At 70.7% G+C, this 25,510-nt stretch carries 14 protein-coding genes and 4 pseudogenes; 15 read left to right on the top strand and 3 right to left on the bottom strand.

The window, feature by feature from the left end:
* Nucleotides 1-99 precede the first annotated feature (99 nt).
* Nucleotides 100-459 carry a VOC family protein gene (locus ACRQ5B_RS01090; RefSeq protein WP_432396093.1) on the top strand — a complete coding sequence of 120 codons (360 nt, stop codon included), beginning with the start codon at nucleotides 100-102 and terminating at the stop codon, nucleotides 457-459.
* A 24-nt stretch (nucleotides 460-483) separates the two neighbouring features.
* Here the strand turns inward: ACRQ5B_RS01090 and ACRQ5B_RS01085 are convergent.
* From ACRQ5B_RS01085 to ACRQ5B_RS01075, 3 genes and pseudogenes are all read right to left on the bottom strand, one after another.
* Nucleotides 484-2,183 (bottom strand): annotated as a pseudogene (locus tag ACRQ5B_RS01085) (DUF885 domain-containing protein).
* 50 nt (nucleotides 2,184-2,233) lie between these two features.
* Entirely contained in the window at nucleotides 2,234-2,467 is a 234-nt protein-coding gene (locus tag ACRQ5B_RS01080; protein WP_432396091.1) for an acyl-CoA carboxylase subunit epsilon, read from the bottom strand.
* Nucleotides 2,464-4,047 carry an acyl-CoA carboxylase subunit beta gene (locus ACRQ5B_RS01075; protein WP_412882500.1) on the bottom strand — a complete coding sequence of 528 codons (1,584 nt, stop codon included), beginning with the start codon at nucleotides 4,045-4,047 and terminating at the stop codon, nucleotides 2,464-2,466. The genes ACRQ5B_RS01080 and ACRQ5B_RS01075 overlap by 4 nt, the downstream gene beginning before the upstream one ends.
* Nucleotides 4,048-4,407: 360 nt before the next feature.
* Between ACRQ5B_RS01075 and ACRQ5B_RS01070 the strand changes: the two genes are divergently transcribed.
* The 14 genes and pseudogenes from ACRQ5B_RS01070 (at nucleotide 4,408) to ACRQ5B_RS01005 (ending at nucleotide 25,495) form a co-directional block, all read left to right on the top strand.
* Nucleotides 4,408-5,310: an SDR family oxidoreductase gene (locus ACRQ5B_RS01070; RefSeq protein WP_432396087.1), complete on the top strand. Its 903-nt coding sequence runs from the start codon at nucleotides 4,408-4,410 to the stop codon at nucleotides 5,308-5,310.
* A 72-nt stretch (nucleotides 5,311-5,382) separates the two neighbouring features.
* Complete coding sequence (locus ACRQ5B_RS01065; RefSeq protein ID WP_432396084.1) at nucleotides 5,383-6,291, top strand: biotin--[acetyl-CoA-carboxylase] ligase; 909 nt, start codon at nucleotides 5,383-5,385, stop codon at nucleotides 6,289-6,291.
* Nucleotides 6,284-6,880 carry a PH domain-containing protein gene (locus ACRQ5B_RS01060; protein ID WP_432396081.1) on the top strand — a complete coding sequence of 199 codons (597 nt, stop codon included), beginning with the start codon at nucleotides 6,284-6,286 and terminating at the stop codon, nucleotides 6,878-6,880. Before ACRQ5B_RS01065 ends, ACRQ5B_RS01060 begins: the two co-directional genes overlap by 8 nt.
* A complete protein-coding gene (locus ACRQ5B_RS01055; RefSeq protein WP_432396078.1) occupies nucleotides 6,870-8,234 on the top strand; it encodes an adenylate/guanylate cyclase domain-containing protein in 1,365 nt (454 codons plus the stop codon). Before ACRQ5B_RS01060 ends, ACRQ5B_RS01055 begins: the two co-directional genes overlap by 11 nt.
* A 295-nt stretch (nucleotides 8,235-8,529) precedes the next feature.
* A pseudogene (locus ACRQ5B_RS01050) lies at nucleotides 8,530-14,558 on the top strand (Ig-like domain-containing protein).
* 91 nt (nucleotides 14,559-14,649) lie between these two features.
* Nucleotides 14,650-15,621 carry an AAA family ATPase gene (locus tag ACRQ5B_RS01045; protein ID WP_290258457.1) on the top strand — a complete coding sequence of 324 codons (972 nt, stop codon included), beginning with the start codon at nucleotides 14,650-14,652 and terminating at the stop codon, nucleotides 15,619-15,621.
* A gap of 46 nt (nucleotides 15,622-15,667) precedes the next feature.
* Nucleotides 15,668-16,998: pseudogene (locus ACRQ5B_RS01040) on the top strand (DUF58 domain-containing protein).
* A complete protein-coding gene (locus tag ACRQ5B_RS01035) occupies nucleotides 16,995-19,496 on the top strand; it encodes a transglutaminase-like domain-containing protein (RefSeq protein ID WP_432396075.1) in 2,502 nt (833 codons plus the stop codon). Before ACRQ5B_RS01040 ends, ACRQ5B_RS01035 begins: the two are co-directional and overlap by 4 nt.
* A gap of 26 nt (nucleotides 19,497-19,522) precedes the next feature.
* A pseudogene (locus ACRQ5B_RS01030) lies at nucleotides 19,523-19,579 on the top strand (hypothetical protein); the annotation flags it as partial.
* Between the two features lie 179 nt (nucleotides 19,580-19,758).
* Nucleotides 19,759-20,970, top strand: a complete 1,212-nt coding sequence (locus ACRQ5B_RS01025; protein WP_432396072.1) for an RDD family protein — start codon at nucleotides 19,759-19,761, stop codon at nucleotides 20,968-20,970.
* Entirely contained in the window at nucleotides 20,967-21,974 is a 1,008-nt protein-coding gene (locus ACRQ5B_RS01020) for a PP2C family protein-serine/threonine phosphatase (protein ID WP_432396069.1), read from the top strand. The genes ACRQ5B_RS01025 and ACRQ5B_RS01020 overlap by 4 nt, the downstream gene beginning before the upstream one ends.
* Nucleotides 21,961-23,493 carry a hypothetical protein gene (locus tag ACRQ5B_RS01015; protein ID WP_432396066.1) on the top strand — a complete coding sequence of 511 codons (1,533 nt, stop codon included), beginning with the start codon at nucleotides 21,961-21,963 and terminating at the stop codon, nucleotides 23,491-23,493. The genes ACRQ5B_RS01020 and ACRQ5B_RS01015 overlap by 14 nt, the downstream gene beginning before the upstream one ends.
* On the top strand, nucleotides 23,439-23,798 hold the full coding sequence (locus tag ACRQ5B_RS01010; RefSeq protein ID WP_432396063.1) for an FHA domain-containing protein: 360 nt from the start codon (nucleotides 23,439-23,441) through the stop codon (nucleotides 23,796-23,798). The genes ACRQ5B_RS01015 and ACRQ5B_RS01010 overlap by 55 nt, the downstream gene beginning before the upstream one ends.
* On the top strand, nucleotides 23,795-25,495 hold the full coding sequence (locus ACRQ5B_RS01005) for a serine/threonine-protein kinase (RefSeq protein WP_432396060.1): 1,701 nt from the start codon (nucleotides 23,795-23,797) through the stop codon (nucleotides 25,493-25,495). The genes ACRQ5B_RS01010 and ACRQ5B_RS01005 overlap by 4 nt, the downstream gene beginning before the upstream one ends.
* Nucleotides 25,496-25,510 lie beyond the last annotated feature (15 nt).

The raw sequence follows: 25,510 nt of genomic DNA, 5'->3' as shown, positions 1-25,510 counted from the left end.
AATCGCGCAGAGACGCCGAATGACTGTCGCTTTGTGAAGTTATTCCGGCCCGCGGTGTGGTGATTGTCTCTCCAGGGCCGGCGGCCTAGAGTGGGCGCCATGGCTATTGCACGCTTCCCCGCCGTCGTCCTCGACTGCCCCGACCCCCGGGCCCTGGCGCGGTTTTACGGCGCCCTGCTCGACTGGACCATCGAGCAGGACGACGAGGGGTGGAGCTCCATCCGCGCCGAGTACGGCGACTCGATCAATTTCCAGAAGGTGGAATCCTTCGTCCCGCCGCAGTGGCCAGGCCAGGAGATGCCGCAGCAGATGCACCTGGACCTGACCGTTGACGACCTCGACGCGGCCGAGGCGGCGGTGCTCGAGCTCGGTGCGACCCGGCACGAGCACCAGCCGGGGGAGACCTTCCGGGTCTTTCTGGACCCGGCCGGCCACCCCTTCTGCCTCTGCCTGGGCTAGCCCCGAAAAGCTAGCCCCAAAAAACTAGCCCAGCAGCGCCCGCTTCAGCGTGTCCAGCCCCACCGACCCCATGTTCAGCGCCTTGGTGTGGAACGCCTTCAGGTCGAACCCCGGCCGGGATTCGAGTTCGGCCCGGATCTGCTCCCAGAGCCGCTGGCCCACCTTGTAGGAGGGGCCTGGCCCGGCCAGCCCAGGTAGCGGGTGAACTCGAACTTCAGCTGTCCCTCGCTGATGGGCAGGTTGGCCTTGAGGAACTCGAAGCCCTTCTCCGAGGTCCAGGTGCCGCTGCCCCAGCGTTCGGGGACCTCGAGCTCCAGGTGCACGCCGATGTCGAAGACCACGCGGGCCGCGCGCATCCGCTGCATGTCCAGCATGCCCATGTGGTCGCCCGGATCCTTGAGGTAGCCCAGTTCCTGCATCAGCTTCTCGGCGTACAGCGCCCAGCCCTCGCCGTGGCCTGAGGTCCAGCAGACGCTGCGGCGCCACTTGTTCAGCAGCTCGCGGCGGTAGACGGCGGTGGCAACCTGCAGGTGGTGGCCCGGGACGCCTTCGTGGAAGACGGTGGTGGTTTCGGCCCAGGTGGTGAAGGTGTCCTCGCCGGCGGGTACGGACCACCACATGCGGCCCGGGCGGCTGAAGTCCTCGGACGGGCCGGTGTAGTAGATGCCGCCCTCGTCGGTGGGGGCGATCCGGCATTCCAGGGTCTTCATGATGTCCGGGATCTCGAAGTGCACGCCGGCGAGGTCCGCCACGGCCTTGTCCGAGAGTTCCTGCATCCAGGCCTGGAGCGCGTCGGTGCCCTTGAGCTGGCGCGCCGGGTCATTGTTCAGGATCTCCTTGGCCTTTTCGATGCTGGCCCCGGGGCGGATCTGGTCCGCCACGCGCTCCTGCTCGGCGATCAGCCGGTCCAGTTCCTGCACGCCCCAGGCGTAGGTTTCCTCGAGGTCCACGGCGGCGCCGAGGAACTGGCGGGAGGCCAGGGCGTAGCGTTCGCGGCCTACGGCGTCCTTCTCCGGGGCGACCGGCAGCAGCTCGGATTCGAGGAACCCGGCCAGGCGGGAGTAGGCGACGCGGGCGTCCGCGGCACCGGCATCGAGGTCCGACTGCAGGTCCGCCGGGAGCGGGCCGTCGTCGGTGCGGGCGCCGGCGGCGAGCTTGGCGAAGAAGCCGTCTTCGGCGGCGTACTTGGTGGTCTGCTCGATGACGATCCGCACCTGGCGTGCGGCGGAGACCTTGCCGTCGGCCTTGGCCGCGCGGAGGGATTCGATGTAGCCGTCGATGGCGCCGCCGATGTTGTGCGCGCGGCCGGCGATGTGCTGCCAGTCCGTGGTGGTGGCCGTGGGCATCAGGTCGAAGATGGCCCGGATCTGCTGGGCCGGGGATTCGATGTTGTTCAGCTCGGCCAGGCCCCAGCCCGACTCGTGGATTTCAAGCTCCAGGCCCAGGCGCTCGCGCATCGCGTCCAGGGTGACGGCGTCGACGTCGTCTTCCGGCTCCAGCCCGTCCAGGGCGTCCAGCGCCTCGCGGGCCGCCGCGGCGAACGCGTCGTGGCCGGCGGGGGAGAAGTCCGGGTACTCGGTCTCGTGGCCGGGCAAGCCCAGTTCGGTGGCGAAGCTCGGGTTGAGCCGGATCAGGGTGTCCGTGTAGGCGTCGGCGACGGCGTCGATCCGGGTCTGCGGGCGGGCCGGCGTGCCGGCGGCGGGGGTGTTGGTTTCGATAGTCACCCGACCGAGACTAGCCCGGCCCGCGCAGTTATGAAAGGGTTACTGAACTTTTAGCCGCGGCTGCGTTTCCACGAGCCGGGCCCGGGCTTCGGGGCCAGCTGCAGCTGCTGCCGGCGGATCCAGTGCCGGGCGCTGGGCTGCTTCGCCTCGGCGGGCGCGCCGCTGCCCAGGGACAGCACGACGGCGGTGAGCGCGGCGAGTTCCTCCTCGGTGGGATCGCCCTTGACGACGGCCAGCAGGGGCTGCTCCTCCGGGGCGGCGGCCGGTTCCGGTGCGTTCGTCACAGCGGGATGTTCCCGTGCTTCTTGGCGGGCAGGCTGGCGCGCTTGTCCCGCAGCGCCCGCAGGCCCTTGATGATCTGCAGCCGGGTCTCCGACGGGGCGATCACGGCGTCGACGTAGCCCAGCTGGGCCGCCTGGTACGGGTTGAGGAGCTCCTCCTCGTACTGCCGGATGACCTCGGCGCGCTTGGCCTCGACGTCGCCGCCGGCCTCCGCCTCGGCCGCCAGCTCGCGGCGGTACAGGATGTTGACGGCGCCCTGGGCGCCCATGACGCCGATCTGCGCGGTCGGCCAGGCGAGGTTCAGGTCCGCGCCGAGCTTCTTGGAACCCATCACGATGTACGCTCCGCCGTAGGCCTTGCGGGTGATCACGGTCAGCTTCGGCACAGTGGCCTCAGCGTAGGCGTAGAGCAGCTTGGCGCCGCGGCGGATGATGCCCTGGAACTCCTGGTCCTTGCCGGGCAGGAAGCCGGGCACGTCCACGAGGGTGATGATCGGGATGTTGAAGGCGTCACAGTGCCGGACAAAGCGGGCGGCCTTCTCCGAGGCGGCGATGTCCAGGGTGCCGGCGAACTGCATCGGCTGGTTGGCCACGATGCCCACGGTGTGGCCCTCGACCCGGCCGTAGCCGATGATGACGTTGGGCGCGTAGAGGGACTGCATCTCCAGGAAGTGCGCGTCGTCGACGATCTGCTCAATGACCTTGCGCATGTCGTACGGCTGGTTGGCCGAGTCCGGGATGAGCGCGTCCAGGGCGAGGTCCTCGTCGTCGAGCTCGAGTTCCTGGGCGTGCTCCAGCACGGGGGCCTCGGCCAGGTTGTTCGAGGGCAGGAAGTCCAGCAATTCGCGGACGAACTCGACGGCGTCGGCCTCGTCGGCGGCGAGGTAGGTGGAGGTACCGGTGTTGGCGTTGTGCTGGCGCGCCCCGCCCAGGGTCTCCATGTCCACGTCCTCGCCGGTGACGGTCTTGATCACGTCGGGGCCGGTGATGAACATGTGCGAGGTCTTGTCCACCATGACCACGTAGTCGGTCAGGGCGGGGGAGTAGGCCGCGCCGCCGGCGGAGGGGCCCATGATGAGGGAGATCTGGGGGACGACGCCGGAGGCGTGAACGTTGTTGCGGAAGATATCCGCGAACATGGCCAGGGAGGCGACGCCTTCCTGGATGCGGGCGCCGCCGCCGTCGAGGATGCCGACCACGGGGCAGCCGTTGCGCAGCGCGAATTCCTGGACCTTGACGATCTTCTCGCCGTTGACCTGGCTGAGGGACCCGCCGTAAACGGAGAAGTCCTGGCTGTAGACGGCGACCGGCCGGCCGTCGACGGTGCCGTAGCCGGAGACCAGGCCGTCACCGAGGGGCTTCTTCTTCTCCATGCCGAACGCGGTGGAGCGGTGCACGGCCAGGGCATCGAACTCGACGAAGGAGCCGGCGTCCAGCAGCAGGTCGATGCGCTCGCGGGCGGTGTTCTTGCCGCGGGCGTGCTGCTTGGCGATGGCTTCGGGGCCGGAGGGCTGCTCGGCACGGGCCTGGCGGTCGCGGAAATCGGCAATCTTTCCCGCAGTCGTGGTCAGATCGTGGCTCATCAGGTGTGTCTCCGGCTCTGTTGTTCTGCTGTCGGTTGTGGCCGCTGGCCCGGCCCCGTGCGGGGAGTTCGCCATTTAGGTGAATCCACACAAAAGCAGGGCCGTTGTGGCAAGTCTAGTAACGGTATTCGTGCTTGCCGCTGTAGAAACCCTACAATTTTCGGCCCGATCCGCGGCGGGTGCCCGTACCTTCCCTCCTGGTTACCGGCGTCGCGCCCGCGCCGCAGCCCGGGCCAACCCCGGAATTCCGCGGCGGCGGCCGAAGCAGTGGCGGGCCGGTCCGGAGTAACCGGGGAGGAGCGTACGGCACACCGGGAAAAGGGGATGTTACTGGCGGGTAACATCGGTTAGGGTAGTGCCATGACTTCCAGCAATGACGCTTTGGACACCTCCGCCGCCCAGCAGCCGGGCCCCTACCGGGCCACCGGGTCCCTGGCCGGCCGCACCATCCTGATGTCCGGCGGCAGCCGCGGCATCGGCCTGGCCATCGCCCTGCGCGCCGCCCGGGACGGGGCGAACATCGCGCTGCTGGCCAAGACCGGCCAGCCGCACGCCAAGCTGGAGGGCACTGTCTACACCGCCGCCGAACAGATCGAGGCGGCCGGCGGCCAGGCCCTGCCGCTGGTGGGGGACGTGCGCAACGACGCCGACGTCGAGGGCGCCATGAAGTCCACGGTGGAGCGGTTCGGCGGCATTGACATCGTCATCAACAACGCCTCCGCGATCGACCTGTCCAAGACGGACGCCGTGGACATGAAGCGCTACGACCTGATGCAGGACATCAACGTCCGCGGCACGTTCCTGCTGAGCAAGCTGTCCCTGCCGGCACTGCGCGAGTCCGAGGCCGGCCAGATCCTGACCCTCTCGCCGCCGCTGAACCTGGACCCCAAGTGGGCCGGGCTGCACCTGGCCTACACCATGGCCAAGTACGGGATGAGCCTGACCACCCTGGGCCTGGCCGAGGAGCTCAAGGTGGACGGCATCAGCGTCAACTCGCTCTGGCCCTGCACGCTGGTGGACACCGCCGCCATCCGCAACATGCCCGGCGGCGACCGGATCGTCCGCGGCGCCCGTGGCCCGGAAATCATGGCCGACGCCGCGCACGCCATCCTCACCGCGGGCAACGCCATCCCCGAATCGGGCAGCTGGAGCGGGAACTTCTACACCGACGAGCAGGTCCTCAAGGCCGCCGGCGTCACGGACTTCACCCCTTACAGCATGGGCGCCCCGGAAGATCAGCTGGTTCCTGACATTTTCCTCTGAGTTCCCCGACCATGCCGCCGGTGACGGGCAGTCACCGGCGCCGGGGAGGCCGCAACTCGGTAGGATTCAAGCATGGAAGCCGAGCAGCGAAACCCTGACCGTCCGCCGCTGGACCGGGCGGTCCTGACCGATCCCGCTTTCCTGGCCGGCAACGGGCTCGCCGGGGTGAGTGTGGTCGACTCCACCGGCTCCACCAACGCGGACCTGCTGCGCGGCGTCACCGTGGACCCGGCCGCGTTTCCGGACCTCACCGTACTGACCGCCGAGCACCAGAGCGCGGCCCGCGGCCGGCTCGACCGGCACTGGGAAGCCCCCGCCCGCAGCTCGGTCTCCGTCTCGATCGTGCTCCGCCCGGTCAACGCCGACGGCCGGCCGCTGCCCACCGACTCCTACTCCTGGCTCTCGCTGCTGGGAGCGCTGGCGCTGCGCGAGGCCCTGCTGGAAACTGCCGGGATCCCGGCCGAACTCAAGTGGCCCAACGACGTGCTGGTGCGCGGGAAGAAGATCGCCGGCATCCTGGCTCAGCTGGGCCCCATGGGCGACGGCGCCGTCCCCCCGGTGATCCTCGGCACCGGCCTTAACGTCACCCTGACCGACGCGGAGCTGCCGGTACCCACCGCCACGTCCGTGCTGCTGGAGAACCCCCGCACCGTGGACCGGACCGAGCTGCTCAAGAGCTACCTGTCCCGCTTCTGCACGCTGTACCGCGGCTTCTGCAACGCCGACGGCGACCCCGCCGCGGGCCTGGCCGGCGGCCCCGCCCTGCACAAGCGCGTTGAACACGTACTCACCACCCTCGGCAAGCAGGTCCGGGCGCAGCTGCCCGGCGACCACGAGATCATCGGCCACGCCAGCCGGCTGGACGAGTACGGCTCGCTGCTGGTGGTCGACGAGCACGGCCGCGAGCACGTGGTGACCGCCGGCGACGTCGTCCACCTGCGCCCGTGGAGCCCGCCCGGCACCGAAAGCGGCTATGCGTAAAGAGCTGTTCCCGGGCGAGCAGGTCATCGTGACCACCCGCCCGCAGCCCCGGACCCTGATCGGCCCGGCGCTGCTCCTGATCGTCATCGCGGCCCTCACCGCCTATGCCTGCGCCTGGATCACCAAGGGCGGACCGGGCAAGCTGCTGCCGCTGGTGACCGCCGAATGGACGCCTTGGCTGACCGGGGCGTGCATGGTGGTCGCGGCGTGGGCCGTGCTCTCATACGGGCTGCCCCGGCTGGTGGCCTGGCAGGGCAGCCGCTACATCCTCACCAGCCGGCGCCTGGTAGCCCGCAACGGCATGCTCCGCCGCCGCGACCAGCAGGTTCCGCTCGTCGCAGTCCGTAATGTGTTTGTCGATCAGTCGTTGCTTCAACGGAGCCTGCGGTCCGGGAATATATCCTTGGACACCGGGTACCCCGCGAACACGGTGATTCCCGACGTCCCGGAAGTCATGACCTTCCGGCGCTTCATCCTCGAGGCGATGGAAGAGCTTCCGGAGGGCGAAGTGATGAACGACGGCGGTACGGAGGACGGCTCCGACGAATGGCCATGGGAGATGAGGGAAGGTGGACGAGATGACCGCTGAGAACGCGCACCCGGAAACCGGACTCCTGGCGCCCGAGCCCTCCGACGTGCCCGACGCCGTCGTTGACCCCGCCGCCCTGGAGGCCGCGGTGCTGGACACGGCCGACGACGACGCGGCCCGCGGCGCTGCTGTAGGGACTGTCGATCCCGAAACCCTCACCGACGACGCCGCCGATGCCGGTTCCGACCCGGCCGACGCCGACGTCCCCGACGCGGCGGAACCGCCCGCGGAAGACCTGTCCGAGGCAGACCGGTCCGCGGAACAGACCGCACGCGCCCAGGCCGTCGCCGCGCACCCCGCCACCGGCACCATGTCGCCCGAACGGCTGGCGATCAAGGCCCTCGAACAGCGGCTGCTCGGCGGCGAACGCAAGCTGCGCCGCCGCGAGGTGGCCGCCGGGGCCGGCCTGTCCCTGCTCTCCGCCCGGAAGCTGTGGCGCGCCCTCGGCTTCCCGAACCTGGGCGATGAGGACGTGGCCTTCACCGAGGCGGACCTGACCGCCCTGAACACCGTGGTGGACCTGGTCCGCACCGGCACACTTACCGAGGAAGCGGCCATCTCCGTCACCCGCGCCATCGGCCAGATGACGGACCGTATGGTGGTCTGGCAGATCGAGGCCCTGGTCGAGGACATGGTCCACCAGCAGGGCGTCAGCGACGCCGTCGCCCGCAAGCAGCTGGTCGGCCAGCTGCCCGCCCTGGTGGACGCCCTCGAGGAGGTGCTCGTCTACTCCTGGCGCCGGCAGCTCAACGCGGGCGTGCAGCGCCTGGCCGTCCGCGCCGAGGCCGGGCTGGCCTCCAGCGAGGAGGGCCGCGAGGGCGACGAGGACGACGCGCCGCTGCCCCTGGCCCGCGCCGTCGGCTTCGCCGACCTGGTCTCCTACACCAGCCTCTCGCGCCGGATGAACGAGAAGACCCTGGCCCAGTTGGTGCAGCGGTTCGAAAACAAGTGCGCGGAGATCATCTCCGTGGGCGGCGGCCGGCTGGTCAAGACCGTGGGCGACGAAGTCCTCTATATTGCCGAGACCCTCGCCGCGGGCGCCGAAATCTCCCTGGCCCTATCGCAGGCCTTCAACGACGACGAGATCCTGCCCCAGGCCCGGGTGGCGATGGTCTGGGGCCGCATCCTGTCCCGGCTGGGCGACATCTACGGTCCCACCGTCAACCTGGCGGCCCGGCTGACCGCGCTCGCGGACCCCGGCACCGTGCTGGTGGACTCCATGACCGCTGCGGCCCTGGAGCACGATGAACGCTTCGTCCTGCTGCCCCGGGAAGCCGAAAACGTGCGTGGTTTCGGCGAGATCCTGCCGGTGGAACTGCAGCGCGGACAGGGCAAGGGCCTGGTCCTGGACTAAGTCCCGGGGTTTCTAAAGTCGCCGGTCTTATGTCATAGTCGTGGAGGCCCAGCCGGGCCGGAGCCCACGGGGGAGCCGCCGGCGGGCAGAGCTCCCCATCGCGCCGCCGCGGGCCGTTCGGTAGGCTGTCGCGGGGCGTCGAGCCCTGCCCGGGGCATCCGCCCGGAACCCAATGCCGCATTTTTCTTGAGGGACTACTGACGCCGTGACACGACTGCTGAGCACTCTGAAAGCCAAGAAACCGGGCTCCCTGCTGCCCCGTTTCCGGCGCCTGAGCCGTGCCCGGCGCCGGGCGCTGTCGGTGGTGGGGTTCGTGGTGTCGCTGGCCGTCCTGGTGGTGGCCGCGGTGCTGTACCCGGGGTTCAAGACCACCGAGGTGGATTTGAACGACGGCGGCGTCTGGGTGGTCTCGAAGTCGAAGAATGCCGTGGGCCGGCTGAACTACCCGTCCCGCGTGCTCGACGGCGCCGTGACGCCGGCGTCGACCTCTTTCGATGTCCTGCAGGACGCCGGCACCGTATTCGTCGACGACGCCAACGGGGCGACCCTGAATCAGGTCTCCGCCGCGCAGATGCGCCTTGGCGGGGACCGGAAGCTGCCCGGATCCGCTGAGGTCAGCTTCGGCTCGCGTGTCATTGCCGTGACCGACCCGGCGAAGGGTTCGGTCTGGGCGCTCTCGCCGTCTTCGTTGAACAGTTTTGACCCGGAGAACGTGGAACCGGTGCTCCAGGGCGGCCAGGGCGTGGTCTCCGTCGTCGGCTCCGACGACCGGATCTACAGCGTCGACCCGAAGTCCGGGAAGGTCACGGTCACCGGTGTCGACACGGCCGGGAAGCCCACGGCGGACTCGCAGTCCGCTACCTGGGACGGGCTGAAGGGCGCCGGAACGGTGCAGCTGACGGTTGTGGGGGACCAGCCTGTGGTGCTCGATGCCGGCCGGTCCAAGCTGTTCCTGCCCGGCGGCCGGGAACTGGCGCTGGCGGATGCGAAGGATGCCAAGCTGCAGCAGCCCGGTCCGGGCTCGGATGCAGTGGCCGTGGCCACGCCGAAGGCGTTGCTGGAGGTTCCGCTGGATGGTTCGACGGCGCGGACGGTGACGTTCGGCGGCCAGGGCGTGCCGGCGGCGCCGGTGCAGCTGGGCGGTTGCGTGCACGCGGCCTGGTCGGGGGCTAACAAGTACGTCCGCGACTGCGTGAACAACGCGGACGACAAGACCTCTGACGTGCCGAAGGCCTCGGCGTCGCCGAGCTATGTTTTCCGGGTCAACCGGGACCTGGTGGTCCTCAATGACGTGAACTCCGGCAACGTCTGGCTGGTCAACCAGAACATGCAGCTGGTGAACAACTGGGACGACGTCATCCCGCCGAAGAACCAGTCCAACGACCAGGACCAGGAATCCGCGGACAACAACACCATCAACATCCTCCCGGACCGCACCAAGCCGAACCGGCCGCCGGAAACCAAGCCGGACAGCGTGGGCGTGCGGCCCGGCCGCACCACCGTGCTCTCGGTCCTGGACAATGACTCCGACCCCGACGGCGACGTCCTCACCGCCTCCGTGGCCGGCAACGGCCCCAAGTCGGGCAGCCTGGAGAGCATCTACGGCGGCACGGCCTTCCAGATCACCGTCCCGCCGGACGCCAAGCCCGGCACCGAGACCTTCGGCTACAACGCCGCGGACGGCCGCGGCCTCTCCGCCGGCGGCACCGTCACGCTCAGCGTCGTCGGCCCCGACGAGAACAAGCCGCCGCTCTTCAAGCGCGGCGAGCCCACCACCATGCTGGTGGAGCAGGGCAAGTCCGTGAGCCAGAACATCCTCACCGACTGGACCGACCCCGACGGCGATGACCTGGTGCTGCTGGACGCCAAGGCGGACAACGAGCAGGACCAGGTCAAGGTCCGCCGCGACGGCCTCCTCAGCTACCAGGACTCCGGCGCCGCCCCCGGCAAGAAGACCGTCACCGCCACTGTGTGGGACGGCCGCGCCACCACCACCGGCAAGGTGATCGTCAACGTCCAGCCGCCCGGCGCCCTGCAGCCGGTGGTCAACGCGGACCACGTCACCGCCGTCGTCGGCCAGGACCTGGTGATCGCGCCGCTGAAGAACGACGTAGACCCCAACGGCGGCGCCCTGCGCCTGGCCCAGGTGGAGGCCGCCGGCCCCGCCCAGCTGGGCCCGGTGACCGACGGCGGAACCTTCACCTTCCGCAGCGACACCGCCGGTCCCGTCTACCTCACCTACATCGCCAGCAACGGCCCGCAGAGCACCCAGGGCCTGATCCGGGTGGACGTCGAATCCGGCAAGGACACCGGCAACCCGGTGGCCGTGCACGACGTCGCCCTCATGCCCACCGGCGGCAGCGTCCTGGTGGACCCGCTGGCCAACGACTCGGACCCGGCCGGCGGGGTCCTGGTGCTGCAGTCCGTGCAGGTGCCGGAGAACTCCACCGCCTCGGTCAGCGTGATCGACCACAGCGTCCTGCGGGTCACCGACATCGTCGGCACGCGGGAACCGTTCACCTTCCGCTACACCATGTCCAACGGCAGCAAGTCCGCCACCGGCAGCGTCTCCGTGGTCCCGGTGCCCGCCCCGGCCGTGCTCGAGGCCCCGCAACCGAAGCCGGACGAGGTCAACGTGCGCGTCAACGACGTCGTCACGATTCCGGTGCTGGCCAACGACACCCACCCGCAGGGCCAGAAACTCACCGTGGACCCGGTGCTCCCGCAGCCCGTCCCCGAGGCCGACGGCAAGAGCTTCGTCTCCGAGAACACCCTGCGCTTCATCGCCGGACCCGTTCCGAAGACCGTCCGCGCCATCTACAACGCCGTGGACCCGCAGGGGCAGAAGAGCGCCGCCGCGGTCACCATCCACATCCTGCCGCTGGAGGGGGCGCAGAACTCCCGCCCGCAGCCGAAGAACCTGACCGCCCGCGTGGTGGCCGCCGGCACCGTTCGGATCCCGGTGGAACTGGATGGCATCGACCCCGACGGCGACTCGGTCCAGCTGACCGGGATCGACAGCTCCCCGTCGATGGGCACGGCCACCGTGGGAAGCAACTTCATCGACTTCACCGCCGCCGGCGACGGCGCGGGCACCGACACCTTCCGCTACAAGGTGGTGGACCGGCAGGGTGCCGTGAACACGGGCACCGTGACGGTGGGTATCGCCCCGCGCGGGGACGTCAACCAGAAGCCCACCCCGGTGGATGACGAGGTCAAGGTCCGGCCCGGCAGGCAGATCGCCGTCGACGCCCTGGGCAACGACACCGATCCCGACGGCGACCCGATCAAGATCCTCGCGAACGAGATCGAGGCCCCTCAGGAGCTGCAGGCCACCGTCAGCAAGCAGAGCGGCCGGATCATCGTGCTGGCACCGGGGGAGGAGGGCACCACCAACGTCCGCTACACCGTGGCGGACGACCGCGGAGCCACCGCCCAGGCTTCGATCGCGGTGAAGGCCATGAAGGACGTGCCGCTGCAGGCACCGATCGCCCGCGACGACCGGGTCACCTCCGCCCAGACACTGGGCAAGACCGCCGTCGACGTGCCCGTGCTCAAGAACGACGAGGACCCCGACGGCGTCGGCGAGAACCTCAAGATCTCCACCGAGTCGCCCACCGCCCGGCCCGGCACCGACGGCAACGTGATCGTCGAACTGACCGAGGGGCCGCAGCTGATTCCCTACACCGTGGAGGACGTGGACGGGCTGAAGTCCACCGCCATCATCTGGGTGCCCGGCATCGGCCAGCAGGTTCCCACCCTGGCCAAGAACGACGTCATTGAGGTGGTCGCCGGGCAGTCCGTCACGGTCGATCTCAAGGAATGGGTCAAGGTCCGCGACGGCCGCTCACCGCGGCTGACCCAGACGGACCGGATCAAGCTGATCGGCGCGGACGGCTCCGACCCGGTGGCGGGCGACGGCACCGCGCTGAAGTACACCGCCGGCCAGGACTACGTGGGCCCCGGTTCGCTGAGCTTCGAGGTCACCGACGGCGCCGGCCCGGACGACCCGGCCGGCCTGAAGTCCACCCTGAGCATCCGCACCAAGGTGCTCCCGGACCCCAACCGGAACAACCCGCCGGTGCTGCTGGGCAGCCAGGTGGACGTGCCCAAGGGCGACACCGCCAGCACCGACCTGGCCAAGCTCACCACCGACCCGGACGACGGCGACGTGGACTCCATGAAGTACGAACTCGTCGGCAACGCGCCCGCCGGGTTCGACGCCTCGATCGACGGCAAGACGCTCAAGGTCACGGTCAAGGACGGCACCGCCTCCGGCGCCACCGGCGCGGTCCAGGTCAAGGCCAAGGATCGCCGCGGCCTGGAATCGACGGCCACGTACCAGCTGACCGCGACGGCCTCCAACCGGCCCAAGCCGGTGGCCAACGACGACGTCGAGGAAAACGCCGCCGTCGGCAAGCCGGTGACGGTCAACGTGCTGGCCAACGACGCGAACCCGTTCCCGGAGACACCGCTGAAGATCCTCTCCGCCACCGCGGAGACCGGCTCCGGTAACGTCTCCGTGGCCGGGGACAGCGTGCAGGTCACCCCGTCCGCGTCGGGCACCATGGTGGTGTCCTACACGGTGGCGGACAAGACCGGCGACCCGTCCCGGAACGCGACCGCCCGGATCAGGCTGACCGTCAAGGACAAGCCGCTGGCCCCCGGAACCCCGCAGGCCCAAAGCGTGGGGGACCGGACGGCTCTGCTGACCTGGACCCCGCCGGCGGACCGCGGCTCGCCGATCACCAAGTACACGGTGACGGGGGAGGGCGGCTTCAGCCAGGACTGCCCGGCCAACTCGTGCACCCTGAACGGGCTGACGAACAACACCAAGTACCACTTCACCGTCACGGCCACGAACGCCATCAACACCTCCGACCCGTCCCCGGCCTCCGCCGAGGTGCGCCCGGACGTCAAGCCGGACACCCCTGCCGCGCCGACCCTGAAGTTCGGTGACAAGCAGCTGGCCGTGGCATGGACGGCGCCCGCCTCCAAGGGATCGGCGATCAAGTCCTACGACCTGGAGATTTCACCGGCCCCCGCGGGCCAGAATGCCCAGATTCAGAACCTGACCACAACCAGCTACGTCTGGAAGGGCCTGAAGAACGGCGTGGCCTACACGGTGCGCGTGCTGGCCAGGAACGACGCCAAGGACCCCTCCGAGTGGAGCCCCTACTCGGCTGCGGAAACCCCGCCGGCGTGCCCGTCACCCCGGCGGCGCCGAGCGCCAGCCAGGCCGGCTCGGTCGGTTCGCAGAGCCAGATGAAGGTCTCCTGGGCGGCGCCGAACAACAACGGCGACGCGATCTCCGCCTACACCCTCACCACCCTGCGGGGCGGATCCGTGGTGAACACCCAGCAGGTCTCCGGCACCTCGCAGAACGTGACCGTCGATAACTCGGAGGCGGACTACACCTTCACGGTGGCGGCCACCAACAAAGCCGGCACCTCCGGTACCAGCCCGTCCTCGGCCCCGGTCCGCGCGGCCGGCAAACCCGGCATGGTGAGCAGCGGCACCGTGGCCGCTCCCGGCAACAGCGGGGAACTGAAGGTCACCTTCACCCCGCTGACGCAGGCGCAGCGCAACGGCTCGCAGGCCTCCGAGATCGCCTACCGCTGGAGCACCGCCTACGGGTCCGGTCCGATTAACGCGCCCGGCGGCACCATCTCCGGCCAGCCCAACGGAAAGAACGTCACGGTGAACATCATCGCCGTGTCCACCAAGAACAACGTTTCCGGCGATGCCCAGGCCATCGGCTCGGCAGTTCCCTATGGCCCGCCCGGGGCACCCAGCGTCAACGGCGGCACGTCCGCGAAGGGCGACGGACAGGTGCACTGGACCTGGAGCCAGCCGAACGACAACGGCCGGGTGATTAATCGCTACGAGGTCAGTTACGACGGCGGCGGCTGGACCAGTGTTGGACTCAACCGCAGCTACGATCACAGCGGCGGCGGCTGGAGCCAGCGGCATACCCTTGCGGTTCGGGCCTGCAACGGCACCGACGGAAACAAGGACTGCGGCGGCTCCGGCAGCGCGGCCTCCACCTCCGGTGCCGACCCGACACCGCCGCTGTCCCAGATCCAGGCGCACAACAGCACCTGCCCGGGCAAACCCGGCCAGGCGGACACCTACAACCCGAGCGGCCCGTCCTGCGGCGTCGGCTGGGTGCAGAACTCCGAGGGAAGGCTGAACGTCGACTGCACCAAGGACATCTACGGCAACGGGACCCCCTGGTACCGGATGACCGAGGGAAGCCATCCGCAGTGGTACGCCAAGTCCACCACGGTGAATCTTTATGGACCCGCACCGGGCGGCTGCTGATGTCCGCCCCCACCTCGAAAGCCGGCCGCCGCCGGGAATCCCTCCCGGCGGCCCCACCCATGAACCACCCGATCCAGAAGAGGACCACGCCATGACCATGACCACCGAACAGGCCGAGTGGTTTGCCGGCACCTTTGACAAGCTCGTCGCCAACGTCGGCCAGGCCGTCCTCGGCAAGGAACACGTCATCCGGCTGACCTTCACGGCCATGCTGGCCGAGGGGCACGTGCTCTTCGAGGACGCCCCCGGCACCGGCAAGACCTCCCTGGCCCGTGCCCTCGCCGCCACCGTGCAGGGCTCGAACAGCCGGATCCAGTTCACCCCGGACCTGCTGCCCTCGGACGTCACCGGCGTGACCATCTACGACCAGAAGACTCAGAAGTTCGAGTTCCACAAGGGCCCGATCTTCAGCAACATCGTCCTGGCCGACGAGATCAACCGCGCCTCGCCGAAGACCCAGTCGGCGCTGCTGGAGGTCATGGAGGAGTCACGCGTGACCGTGGACGGCACCACCTACGAGGCCGGCCGGCCGTTCATGGTGATGGCCACCCAGAACCCGATCGAGCAGGCCGGCACCTACCGGCTGCCGGAGGCGCAGCTGGACCGCTTCCTGATCAAGACCTCCATCGGCTACCCGGACCACGCCTCCACGGTGCAGCTGCTCGGCGGCGCCAACCTCAAGGACCGGTCCAAGGAGATCACCGCCGTGATCACCACCCAGGCCGTCGCGGACATGGCCGACCTGGCCGCCACCACCCACGTGGACACCGCCGTGCTCGAATACATCTCCCGGCTCTGCGAGGAGACCCGCAACGCCGCGGAGACCCGCCTGGGCGTCTCCGTCCGCGGCGCCCTCGCGATGGTCCGCGCCGCCAAGGTCTGGGCCGCCGCCCAGGGCCGCAACTTCGTCCTGCCCGACGATGTCAAGGACCTCGCCGCCGTCGTCTGGACCCACCGCCTGGTCATGGACCCGGAAGCGGAATTCTCCGGCGCCACCGCCGACGCCGTGCTCACCCGGGTGCTGGCCGACGTCGCCGCCCCGCAGCAGCGCGCCGCCGTCTAACGTCCCGCTTCACTCCGCATTTCCCGCACGAACGAAGGCCACCCCTATGTCCACCGGCACCCCGCTGACCCGGCTTGCTGACCGCCTGAAGCAGCCCTTTTCCCGGGCTGGCGTGCCCGCGCGGCTGCACCCCTCCGCCGTCTGGGCCGAGGCCCGCGGCACCGCCGCCATGGCGCTGGCCCCCGCCGCCCGGCTGGTTCGCGACCGTTTCCGGCGGCACGTCCAGCCGGTCCTGGCCGTGGTCAGTATCCTCGGCTGGGCCGTGCTGGCCGGCTCCGTGCTGCTCTGGATCCTGGGCCAGGCCTATGGCTGGCAGGAGGCGCAGGCGGCGGCGATCGCCGCGTTCGTGCTCTTTGTGCTGGCCGTTGGCTTCATCCTGGGCCGGTCCTCCTACGGTGTCCTGCTGGACCTCGCCCGGATGCGGGTGGCCGTGGGGGACAGCGCCGTCGGCAGCATCGCGGTGTCCAACACCTCGGCGCGGCCGCTGCTGCCCGCCGCCCTGGAACTGCCGGTGGGGTCCGCGACGGCGGTGTTCCACCTGCCGCGGATGAAGCCGGCGCAGGTGCACGAGGACCTCTTCACCATCCCCACCGCCCGCCGCGCCGTGATCGTGGTGGGCCCGGTCCGTTCGGTGCGCGCAGACCCGCTGCACCTGCTGCGCCGACAGGTGCTCTGGACCGAACCGCGCGACCTGTTTGTGCACCCCCGCACCGTGCCCCTCGCCGGGTCCGCCGCGGGCTTCATCCGCGACCTCGAGGGCATGCCCACCACCGAACTCTCCAGCGCCGACGTGTCCTTCCATGCGCTGCGCGACTATGTGCCGGGCGATGACCGCCGGCACATCCACTGGAAGACCACGGCCCGGACCGGAAAGCTCATGGTCCGGCAGTTCGAGGAGACCCGCCGCGCCCACCTGGCGATCTCGCTCTCGACCAACACGGACGAATACGCCTCCGAGGAGGAGTTCGAACTCGCCATCTCCGCCGCCGGATCCATCGGCCTGCAGGCCATCCGGGAGCAGCGCAACCTTGACGTCCTGACCCAGCAAGGCCCCCTGCGCTGCGAGACCGGCCGCAACATGCTCGATGACATGACCCGGATTGTCGGCGCGTCGCAGCGGAAGACCGCCGTCGACCTCGCCCGGACGCTCGCCGATACCGTCCCGAACGCCTCGGTGGTGTTTTTCATCGTCGGCAGCAACGTCACCCCCACGCAGCTGCGCTCCGCGGCCGCGTCCGTGCCGCCGGGCGTCCGCAGCCTCGCCGTCCGGGTCCAGGCCGGAGCCGCCCCTCCCGCGCCAACATCGCGGACCTGACCGTCCTCACCCTCGGCGACCTCGCCGAGCTCGCCATCGTGCTCCGAAAGGCGGCCGCATGAGTGCCAGCCCGCTGCGCCGCGACCGCAATCCCGCCAGCCGCAAGCCCGCCACGCGTTCCGTCCCTACGATGTCGGGGTTCAGCGACGGGCAGCCGGCCTGGCATTACCTTCTCGACGCCGGCGTCCTCACCGTCCTGCTGGGCCTCGGGGTCCTGGGCTTCAGCCTCAGCTTCGGCGGGGACCCGTACTACCTCGTGGCCGGCCTCGGCGGCGTCCTGCTGGGCCTCGGCGTCGCCGCCGCCTCCGTGCACCTGCGGCTCGGCGGCCTCGCCACCGCCGCGCTGACCCTCGCCGCTTACCTGATCTTTGGCACGGCGCTGGCCGTCCCGGGCGCGGCCCTGGCCGCCGTGCTGCCCAGCCTGGAATCGCTCCGGACCCTGCTGACCGGCATCGTCTTCGCCTGGAAGGACATGCTCACCGTGGGCGTGCCGGTGGGAACCGCCGGCGGCACCCTGATCGTGCCGTTCCTCAGCTCGCTGCTCACCGCCCTTGCCGCCGGGCTGTTGATCTGGCGGCTGAAGAACCCGTACTGGCCGCTGCTGCCGGTCCTGGTGCTGTTCATCACCGGGATCGCCTTCAGCACCAACGCCGCGTTCCTGACCGTGGAGCGCGGCACCGCCCTGACCGTGATCGCGATCGCCTGGGCCACCTTCCGACGGGACGCCCTGCGCCGCAACAGCACCCGCACCGTTTCGGTGAACCGGCCGGACGCGGACCCGGCCGCGGCCCGTGCCGCCCGGCTCCGCCGCCTCGGCACCGCCGCCGGCGTGATCGCCGTGGCGATCGGCACTACCGCCGTGACCTCCCCGCTGCTTACCGGCGGGGACGACCGGCGGGTGCTGCGCAACGCCGTCGTCCCGCCGTTCGACCCGAAGGACTACGTCACGCCGCTGGCGAGCTTCCGGAACTTCGTCAAGGACAAAAAGGACGACAATCTCTTCCTGGTCAAGGGCCTGCCCAAGGACGGCCGGGTCCGCCTGGCCGCGCTCGATTCCTTCAACGGCACCAACTACTCGATGGACCCCAACGGCTCCGGCAGCTTCAGCAAGGTGGGCGACGCCAAGTCGCTGAACACCCTGGCGGACTCCTCCGGCGTCGTACCCACCCGGGACTACACCCTCGACGTGACCATCGAGGACTACCAGGGCTACTTCCTCCCCGGCGGACGGAAGACCACCGGCATCAGCTTCACCAGCGACGGCTCCGGCGCCGCTTCCGGCCTGTACTTCAACTCCGGCACGGACACCGCCGTCACCACCCGCGGCCTGGCCAAGGGCGACTCCTACAGCGTCCAGGTGGCCGACCCGGTGATGCTCGAACACGGCCAGCTCACGCAGTACGACTTCGCCAAGGACACCCTGCCGGACCCCGAGGAAGTCCCGCCCGTGGTGGGGTCCCAGGCGAACGACCTCGCCGCGGACGCACCCACCGCGATCGACCGGGTCCGGCAGATCGAGGCCCACTTCCAGAAGAAGGGCGCCTTCAGCAACGGCCTGATCGACGACGGCCAACTGCCCAGCGTCTCCGGCCACAGCTCCAACCGCATCCGCGCCCTGCTCACCGCCAAGCAGATGCTCGGCGACGACGAGCAGTACTCCGTGGCGATGTCCCTGATGCTGCGGCACCTGGGCATCCCGTCCCGCGTAGTGATGGGCTTCTACCCGGACCCCAAGGGCCCGGAAAACGGCGCCGGACAGGTGCAGATCACCGGCAAGGACGTCCACGCCTGGGTGGAGGTGGCCTTCGACCGCGTCGGCTGGGTGGCCTTCGATCCCACCCCGCCCAAGGACAACGTCCCGATCCCGCCGGACCCGGAGAACAAGTCCAAGCCCAAGCCGCAGGTGCTGCAGCCGCCGCCCCCGCCGCAGGAGCCGGCCGAGCTCCCGCCGGACTCCTCCCCGGACGCGCTCGACGCGGACGAGAAGAAGAACAACCCCTGGCTGTTCTGGGGACCGCTGCTCTCCGCGATCGGCGTCGCCCTCATCCCGGTGGCCGTGATCGCGCTGCCGCTGCTGCTGATCGCCCTTCTGAAGTCCCGGCGGCGGAAGGCCCGCTTCACCACAGGCAACCCCTCCCAGCGCGTGGGCGGCGGCTGGAGCGAGGTGCTGAGCCTGGCCACCGACCTGGGCGCCGGCGTGGACGGCCGGGCCACCCGGCGGGAAACCTCCGTGGTGCTCGGCGAGGCGTTCCCCGCCAGCAAGGGCACGACGACGCTGCTGGCCCACCGCGCCGACGCCGCCATCTTCGGCGCGGGCGAACCCAGCGAGGACCAGGTGCGCCAGTACTGGGAGATCGTGGACGGGTCGCTCAAGGAAATGACCGGGACGATGGGCTTCTGGCGGCGCCAGCAGGCGAGGTTCTCGCCCCGCTCGCTGCTGGCCGAGGGCCGTGCCGCGCTCACGCTGCGCAGCCTCAGGCCGGTGCTGCCCGGCAGGAAACGGCCCGGCCGGAAGCAAGCTAGTACAGTGGAGCCCGGTCCGCCCCAGGAACCACAGTGACGCTTCAGGAAGACCCGCACCGAGCCATGACCGACGCCGACCGCTGCCCGCGCTGCCAGCAGCCGATCCGCCCGGGCGCCACATTTTGCCCCGCCTGCGGGACGCCGCTGGCCAACCGCGCCGCCCACGCCGTCCCCTCCGCCCCGCGGAGCGTCCCCGGACCCGGTACTATCCCGGTAGCGCCAAACAGTCCGGGCGGCGCGACATCACGGGACGCCCGGCCGGCCGGCGCGGACGTCCACGGACCAGGGGAGGTACCGCGTTGCCGAACAAGCTTGAGCTGGTTCCAGCGACCGCGCAGCGGCGTCTGGGGGCCGCGGTGCTGGACTGGACCGGCCCTGTGGCGGTCCTGGCGATCCTTTTCGCTGTGGGGTTCTCGCAGGTCACCCGCACCCGCAGCAACGGAACCATCATCTACAACACCTCCTCGCTGGTGCTCTTCGGCGGCATCGGTCTCGGCATCGCCGCGGTGTACGTGATCGTCCAAGCGGTGTTCGAGTCCCGTTCCGGCGTCACCCTGGGCAACCGCGTGCTGGGCCTCCGGACCGCCGACGCCGACGGGTACGCCCCCGGCGGCGGCGCGGTGTTCCTGCGCGGGCTGATCACCGGAGCCGGGGTGCTGCTGGCCGCCGTGGCCGCGGTACTGGTGGTGGCCTTCCAGTGGTTCGGCGCCGCGCAGTGGATCCTCGGGGCCGCCGTCGTTGTCGCCGCCGTGTGGGCCGTCCTGGTGGTCATCTCCAACCGGTGGGACAAGAACAACGGGCTGCGCGGCTGGCACGACGCCGCCGCCAAGACCCTGGTGTTCGACGTCGCCGCCGGACGCAACCCCATCGCCACCGGCGGGATCCAGGGCCCCTACAGCTTCGCCCCGCTCGACCTGCCGCCGGTGCAGCAGGTCGCCTCGCCCGTCGCGGGTGCCGCCCGGCTGGATGCCCGGCCTGCGACTGCTGCTCCCGCCCCGGCCCCGGCGGCCGAACCTGCTGCCGTGGCGCCCGCCCCCGCCGTCGTCCCCGCTCCCGCCGGGTTCGCGCCGATCGAGGCCGTCCGCAGCACCCCGGCGAACAACCGCGCCTTCGGCGTCCACCCCGACGATGACCATGACCGCACCCAGGTCCGCGGCGACTCCTCCGCGCCGATAACCCTCGCCATGCTGCGGATCCGGATCGACGACGGCCGGGAAATCGAGCTCGACCGCGCCTCGCTGATTGGCCGCAACCCCGCCGGCCACCCCGGCGAGGACGCCGTGCAGCTGATCCCGGTAGCCGACCCGGGCCGCTCCATCTCCAAGACCCACCTGCACCTGCAGGCCGGCGACGGCGGCATCTGGGTGACCGACCGGAACTCCACCAACGGCAGCGCCGTCACCACCCCGGACGGCATCCGCACCGCGCTGGCCCCCGGAGAGCCCACCCACGTACGCCCCGGCTCCACCGTGCACTTCGGTGACCGCTCCTTCTACCTAGGACAGGCATGACAACACAGCCGTCTCCCGTTCCCTCCGCCGCAGCCACCGCGGGTGCCGCAAGCAGCGGTGCCGGCAGCAGCGCCCCGAGCCTGCGGCTCAACTGCGGCTACGGCACGGACCGTGGCCTCCGCCGTGAAATGAACGAGGACTCCTACATCGCCGCGGACCCGGTCTTCGCCGTCGCCGACGGCATGGGCGGACACGAGGCCGGCGAGATCGCCAGCGGCATCTGCGTCCGCACCCTCGCCGGCATCCCGCAGCTGGCCACCGGGGAACGCGACGCCACCGCGGCGGGCCTCCAGCAGTACCTGGTCCAGGCTGACGCGGACATCCGCGAGGCCACCGGCTCCCGCGCCGGCACCACCCTCACCGGCGTCGTGGTGGTGGAGCAGCGCGGCGTGCCGTACTGGCTGGTCATGAACATCGGCGACTCCCGCACCTACCGGCTCAGCCAAGGCACACTCAGCCAGGTCAGCGTGGACCACTCCGAGGTCCAGGAACTCGTCGACGCCGGCGAGATCACCAAGGCCGAGGCCGCCGTGCACCCCCGCCGCCATGTGGTCACCCGCGCGCTGGGCACCGGCGACGAGACCGAGGCGGACTACTGGCTGCTGCCCGTGGAGGAGGGCGACCGGATGCTGGTCTGCTCCGACGGGCTGAACGGCGAGCTCAACGACGAGCAGATCGCCGGCATCCTTGCCGGCGAGCCGGACCCGCAGGCAGCGGTGGACCAGCTCATCCAGGCGGCGCTGCGCAGCGGCGGCCGCGACAACGTCACCTGCATCGTGGTGGACGCCAGCAACGTGGCCGGCGACGGCGGCGCCCACACGGCCCCGCGCACCCCCGGCGAGGCAGAGGACGAGAACACGCTCCCACGCCCCGAACTGGTCGACACCGACGTGCTCCCGGCCGAGGACATCACCGCCGAGTCCGCCGCGACCGAGGTCCTGGACGTGGACCCCGATGGTGCGGTGGCCGATGCCCCTGACCGGGACAGCCATGGCAAGCGCTGACGCCGCGGCAGCTCACGCTGCTGAGGAACGGGCACAGCTGAGCTACCTGCCGGGGGACTGGCTGGGGATCATCCGCGGCGGCACCGTCGTGCTGCTGCCGCCGGACACCAGACGCTCCCTGGTGGAGCCGCTGTGGGCGCTGCTGGGCCGGTCCCCGGAGATCCACGAGGTGCTCGACGCCGTCACCGCGGCCTCGGGCGGGTCGCTGTTCCGGCTGCCGTGGTTCGGCGTGGTGGGCCTGACGGCGCCCCTGCGGGTGTTCCTCCGCGGCGAGATTGACCTGACCGTCCGGCTCGACGGCGGCGCCACCACCGAACTCAGCGGCCGCGACGTGACCACCTGGACCGAGCGCCGGCTGCCCGCCGCTGAGGGTTTCGAAGCCGTACTGCCCGCGGCCGCGGGCGACTCGGCTGCGGCTGCGGCGGCGGCCGCCGCGGCGGCGGGGGACCTGCTGCCGCTGGCCGAGGGCGTCGTGATGCTCCGGGGGCTCGTCTGCACGCTCGACGGCGGTACGCCCGGGACGGTACAGACCCCGGCAGCGGTAGAGACCTCCGCAACGGCGGCCCCTGCGGTTGCGGCACCCCGCGACGAGGTGTTGCTCGCCGCCGCGGCGGCGGATGTCGAGGCTGAGCTGGCCGGTGGGGCCGCCGACGAAGCGGACGACCAGACCTCCGACGAGACCGAGATCGAATCCGGCGACGGAGGCAGCTCTGCCGACACCATGCTGGAACTGCCGGAGGACCTGGCACCGGCGGAGCCGGAAGCGGCAGAGCCTGCAGCCGCCGCCTCGGAACCCGCCGCATCTGAACCCACGGACCCGGATGTACCCGAGGTACCCGAGCCGGCCGAGGCCGAACCCACCAGCAGCTACGACCACCTCTGGGAACAGACCGTGCTGCGGACCATCGAGGACGCCGCCGTCCGTGAGGACCCGGACGCCGACGGTGAACCCGCAACTGCCGCGGCCGAACCCGCCGCGGAACCGGAGCCCGCCCCCGAACCGGAGCCGGTTTTCGCCCCCGGGCCGGAGCCCGCGCCCGCTCCTGCCCCCGCGCCGCCCGCCGTGCCCGGCGGCCTGATCGATTCGGTGCCCTGGGCCACCGGCGGCGACCGTGCACCCGCCGCCCCCGGGCAGGTTCCTGCCGCCACGCCGCCTGCCCAGCAGGGGCCGCCGTCGTTGATCCACGCCTTCGCCCGCCCGGACACGGCCCCGGACAGTCCCGCTGCTCCGTCGCCGGCATCACCGGCCTCGTCGCGGGGCGCAACCGACGACACCGACCACGACGGCCAGACCATCATGAAGAGCGCGCTGCCCGGCAGGGAGCGGCCCCGCTGCAGGCACCCCCGGAGCCGGCTCCCGGCACGGGACCCATGGTCCTGGCCCGGGTCTGCCCCCAGGGCCACGCGAACCCGCCCACCAGCGCCGCCTGCGCCTACTGCGGACATGCGCTGCCCGGCGACGGCGTGCAGGTCCGGCGCCCGCGCCTCGGCCGGGTCCGGCTCTCCACCGGCGAGCTGATTGACCTGGACCAGTCCCTGATCATCGGCCGCCAGCCCTCGGTCTCCTGGGTCCAGGGCGCGGTCATGCCCCGCTTGATCCAGGTGGCCAGCCCGGGCGGGGACATCTCCCGCTCGCACGTCGAGGTCCGGCTGGAGGGCTGGCACGTGATGCTCTGCGACCTCAAGGCCACTAACGGCACCGTGCTGCTGCGCGAGGGCCAGGCCCCGCGAAGGCTCGCCCAGGGCGAGATGGCGATCGTGTTCGACGGCGACATCGCCGAGCTCGGCAACGGCATCCAGTTGCGCTTCGAGGAGCTGCTGTGAACGCCAAACGACCCGCCGCGCCGCCGCCCACCATCCCCGGTTTCAGCTACGTCAGCCTGCTGGGCTCCGGCGGCTTCTCCGACGTCTACCTCTACGAACAGGACCGCCCGCGCCGCAAGGTGGCGGTCAAGGTGCTGCTCTCGGACCTGAAGACCGAGGGCGCCCGCCGCCGGTTCGAGTCCGAGGCGAACCTGATGGCCCAGCTCTCCTCGCACCCCTACATCGTCACGATCTTCGAGGCGGAGATCACCGACGCCGGCCACTCGTACCTGGCCATGGAGTACTGCTCCCGGCCCAGCCTGGACGTCCGCTACCGGCGTCAGCGCTTCAGCGTGGACGAGGTTCTGGCCGTCGGCATCCAGGTGGCCTCCGCGGTCGAGACCGCGCACCGGGCCGGGATCGCCCACCGGGACATCAAGCCCGCGAACATCCTGGTCACCGACTACAACCGGCCCGCGCTGACGGACTTTGGGATCTCCGGGACCCTCGCCGGGGACCAGGACGAGGACGCCGGCATGTCCATCCCGTGGTCCCCGCCGGAACAGTTCAGCGACCGCCAGGTCGACGGCGTCCTGGTGGATGTGTGGGCGCTGGGCGCCACCCTTTACACCCTGCTGGCCGGCCGGTCCCCGTTCGTCCTGCCGGGCGCGGATAACTCCCAGCGCGAGCTGATTTCCCGGATCACCAGCATGCCGGTGCCCAAGCTTGGCCGCGCGGACGTGCCCGAGTCCCTGGAACTGGCGCTGGCGACCGCGATGGCCAAGGCCCCGGCGTCGCGGTACTCCTCGGCGCACGCCTTCGCCCTGGCCCTGCAGCGGATCCAAGCCGAACTGAACCTCTCGGTGACCCCCTTCGAGGTCCTCGAGGAACCCCGCGCCGACGAACCGCACCCGGACGACAGCTTCGAGGAGACCCGGGTCCGCAGCATCGCGGCGATCGACCCGGACGCCACCGGGCACGGGCCCACGTTCCCCACCCGGTTCGGCGGGGCAACGGCACCGAACACCGCCGCAACGGCTCCCACGACGGCGCCACCGCAGGGTGCGTCCGGCAGCGACACCGTCCGCCGCCCCGCCGGTGCGCCCGCCGCCCGGCAGGGGGCCGACACCGTCCGGAAGCCGGGCGCCGTGCACTCCTTCAGGCCCGCCGCCCCCGCGGAGGACGACGACGTCGCTGCCACCGTCAGCCGCTCCAGCCGGCAGGTCGCTGGGGACACTGACGCGGCGGCAGCCGATGCCGTCGGAGACACCGACGCCGTTTCGGACCACCGCCGGCGCAACCTGGTGCTCGCCGTCGTCGCCGGCGCCGTCCTGGTGGTGGCCGCCGTCGTCGGCGTCGTGGCCGGAACCACCCGCCCGGCGCCCGCCGCCAAAGCGTCCGAGCAGGTCAGCCGGCCGCCCGCCGACGCCCTGGACAACGGCACGGTCCCGGACGTGGAGAACCTCGCCGGAGTCGTGGACGCGGCCGGGAAGGTCACCTTCACCTGGAAGAACCCGCAGCCCAAGCCGGGGGACAAGTACAAATGGCGGACCTACTCCCTCCAGGGCACGGGGGAGTTCCAGGGGGCCGCCGAACCCAAGGTGCAGGTGGAACCGAATCCCTCGGGGGAGACCTGCATCCAGGTGATGATGGTCCGCGCCGACGGGGCCTCCTCACCGATGGAACAGCCCTCCATCGGCTGCGCCAAGAAACCGTGACCACCACCCGAGAAG

Origin of the sequence: Pseudarthrobacter sp. L19 (genome assembly GCF_050859435.1) — a bacterium.
Taxonomy (GTDB): domain Bacteria; phylum Actinomycetota; class Actinomycetes; order Actinomycetales; family Micrococcaceae; genus Arthrobacter.
The sequence above is the reverse complement of the archived record's forward strand: the minus strand, read 5'-3'. Positions and strand labels throughout refer to the sequence as shown.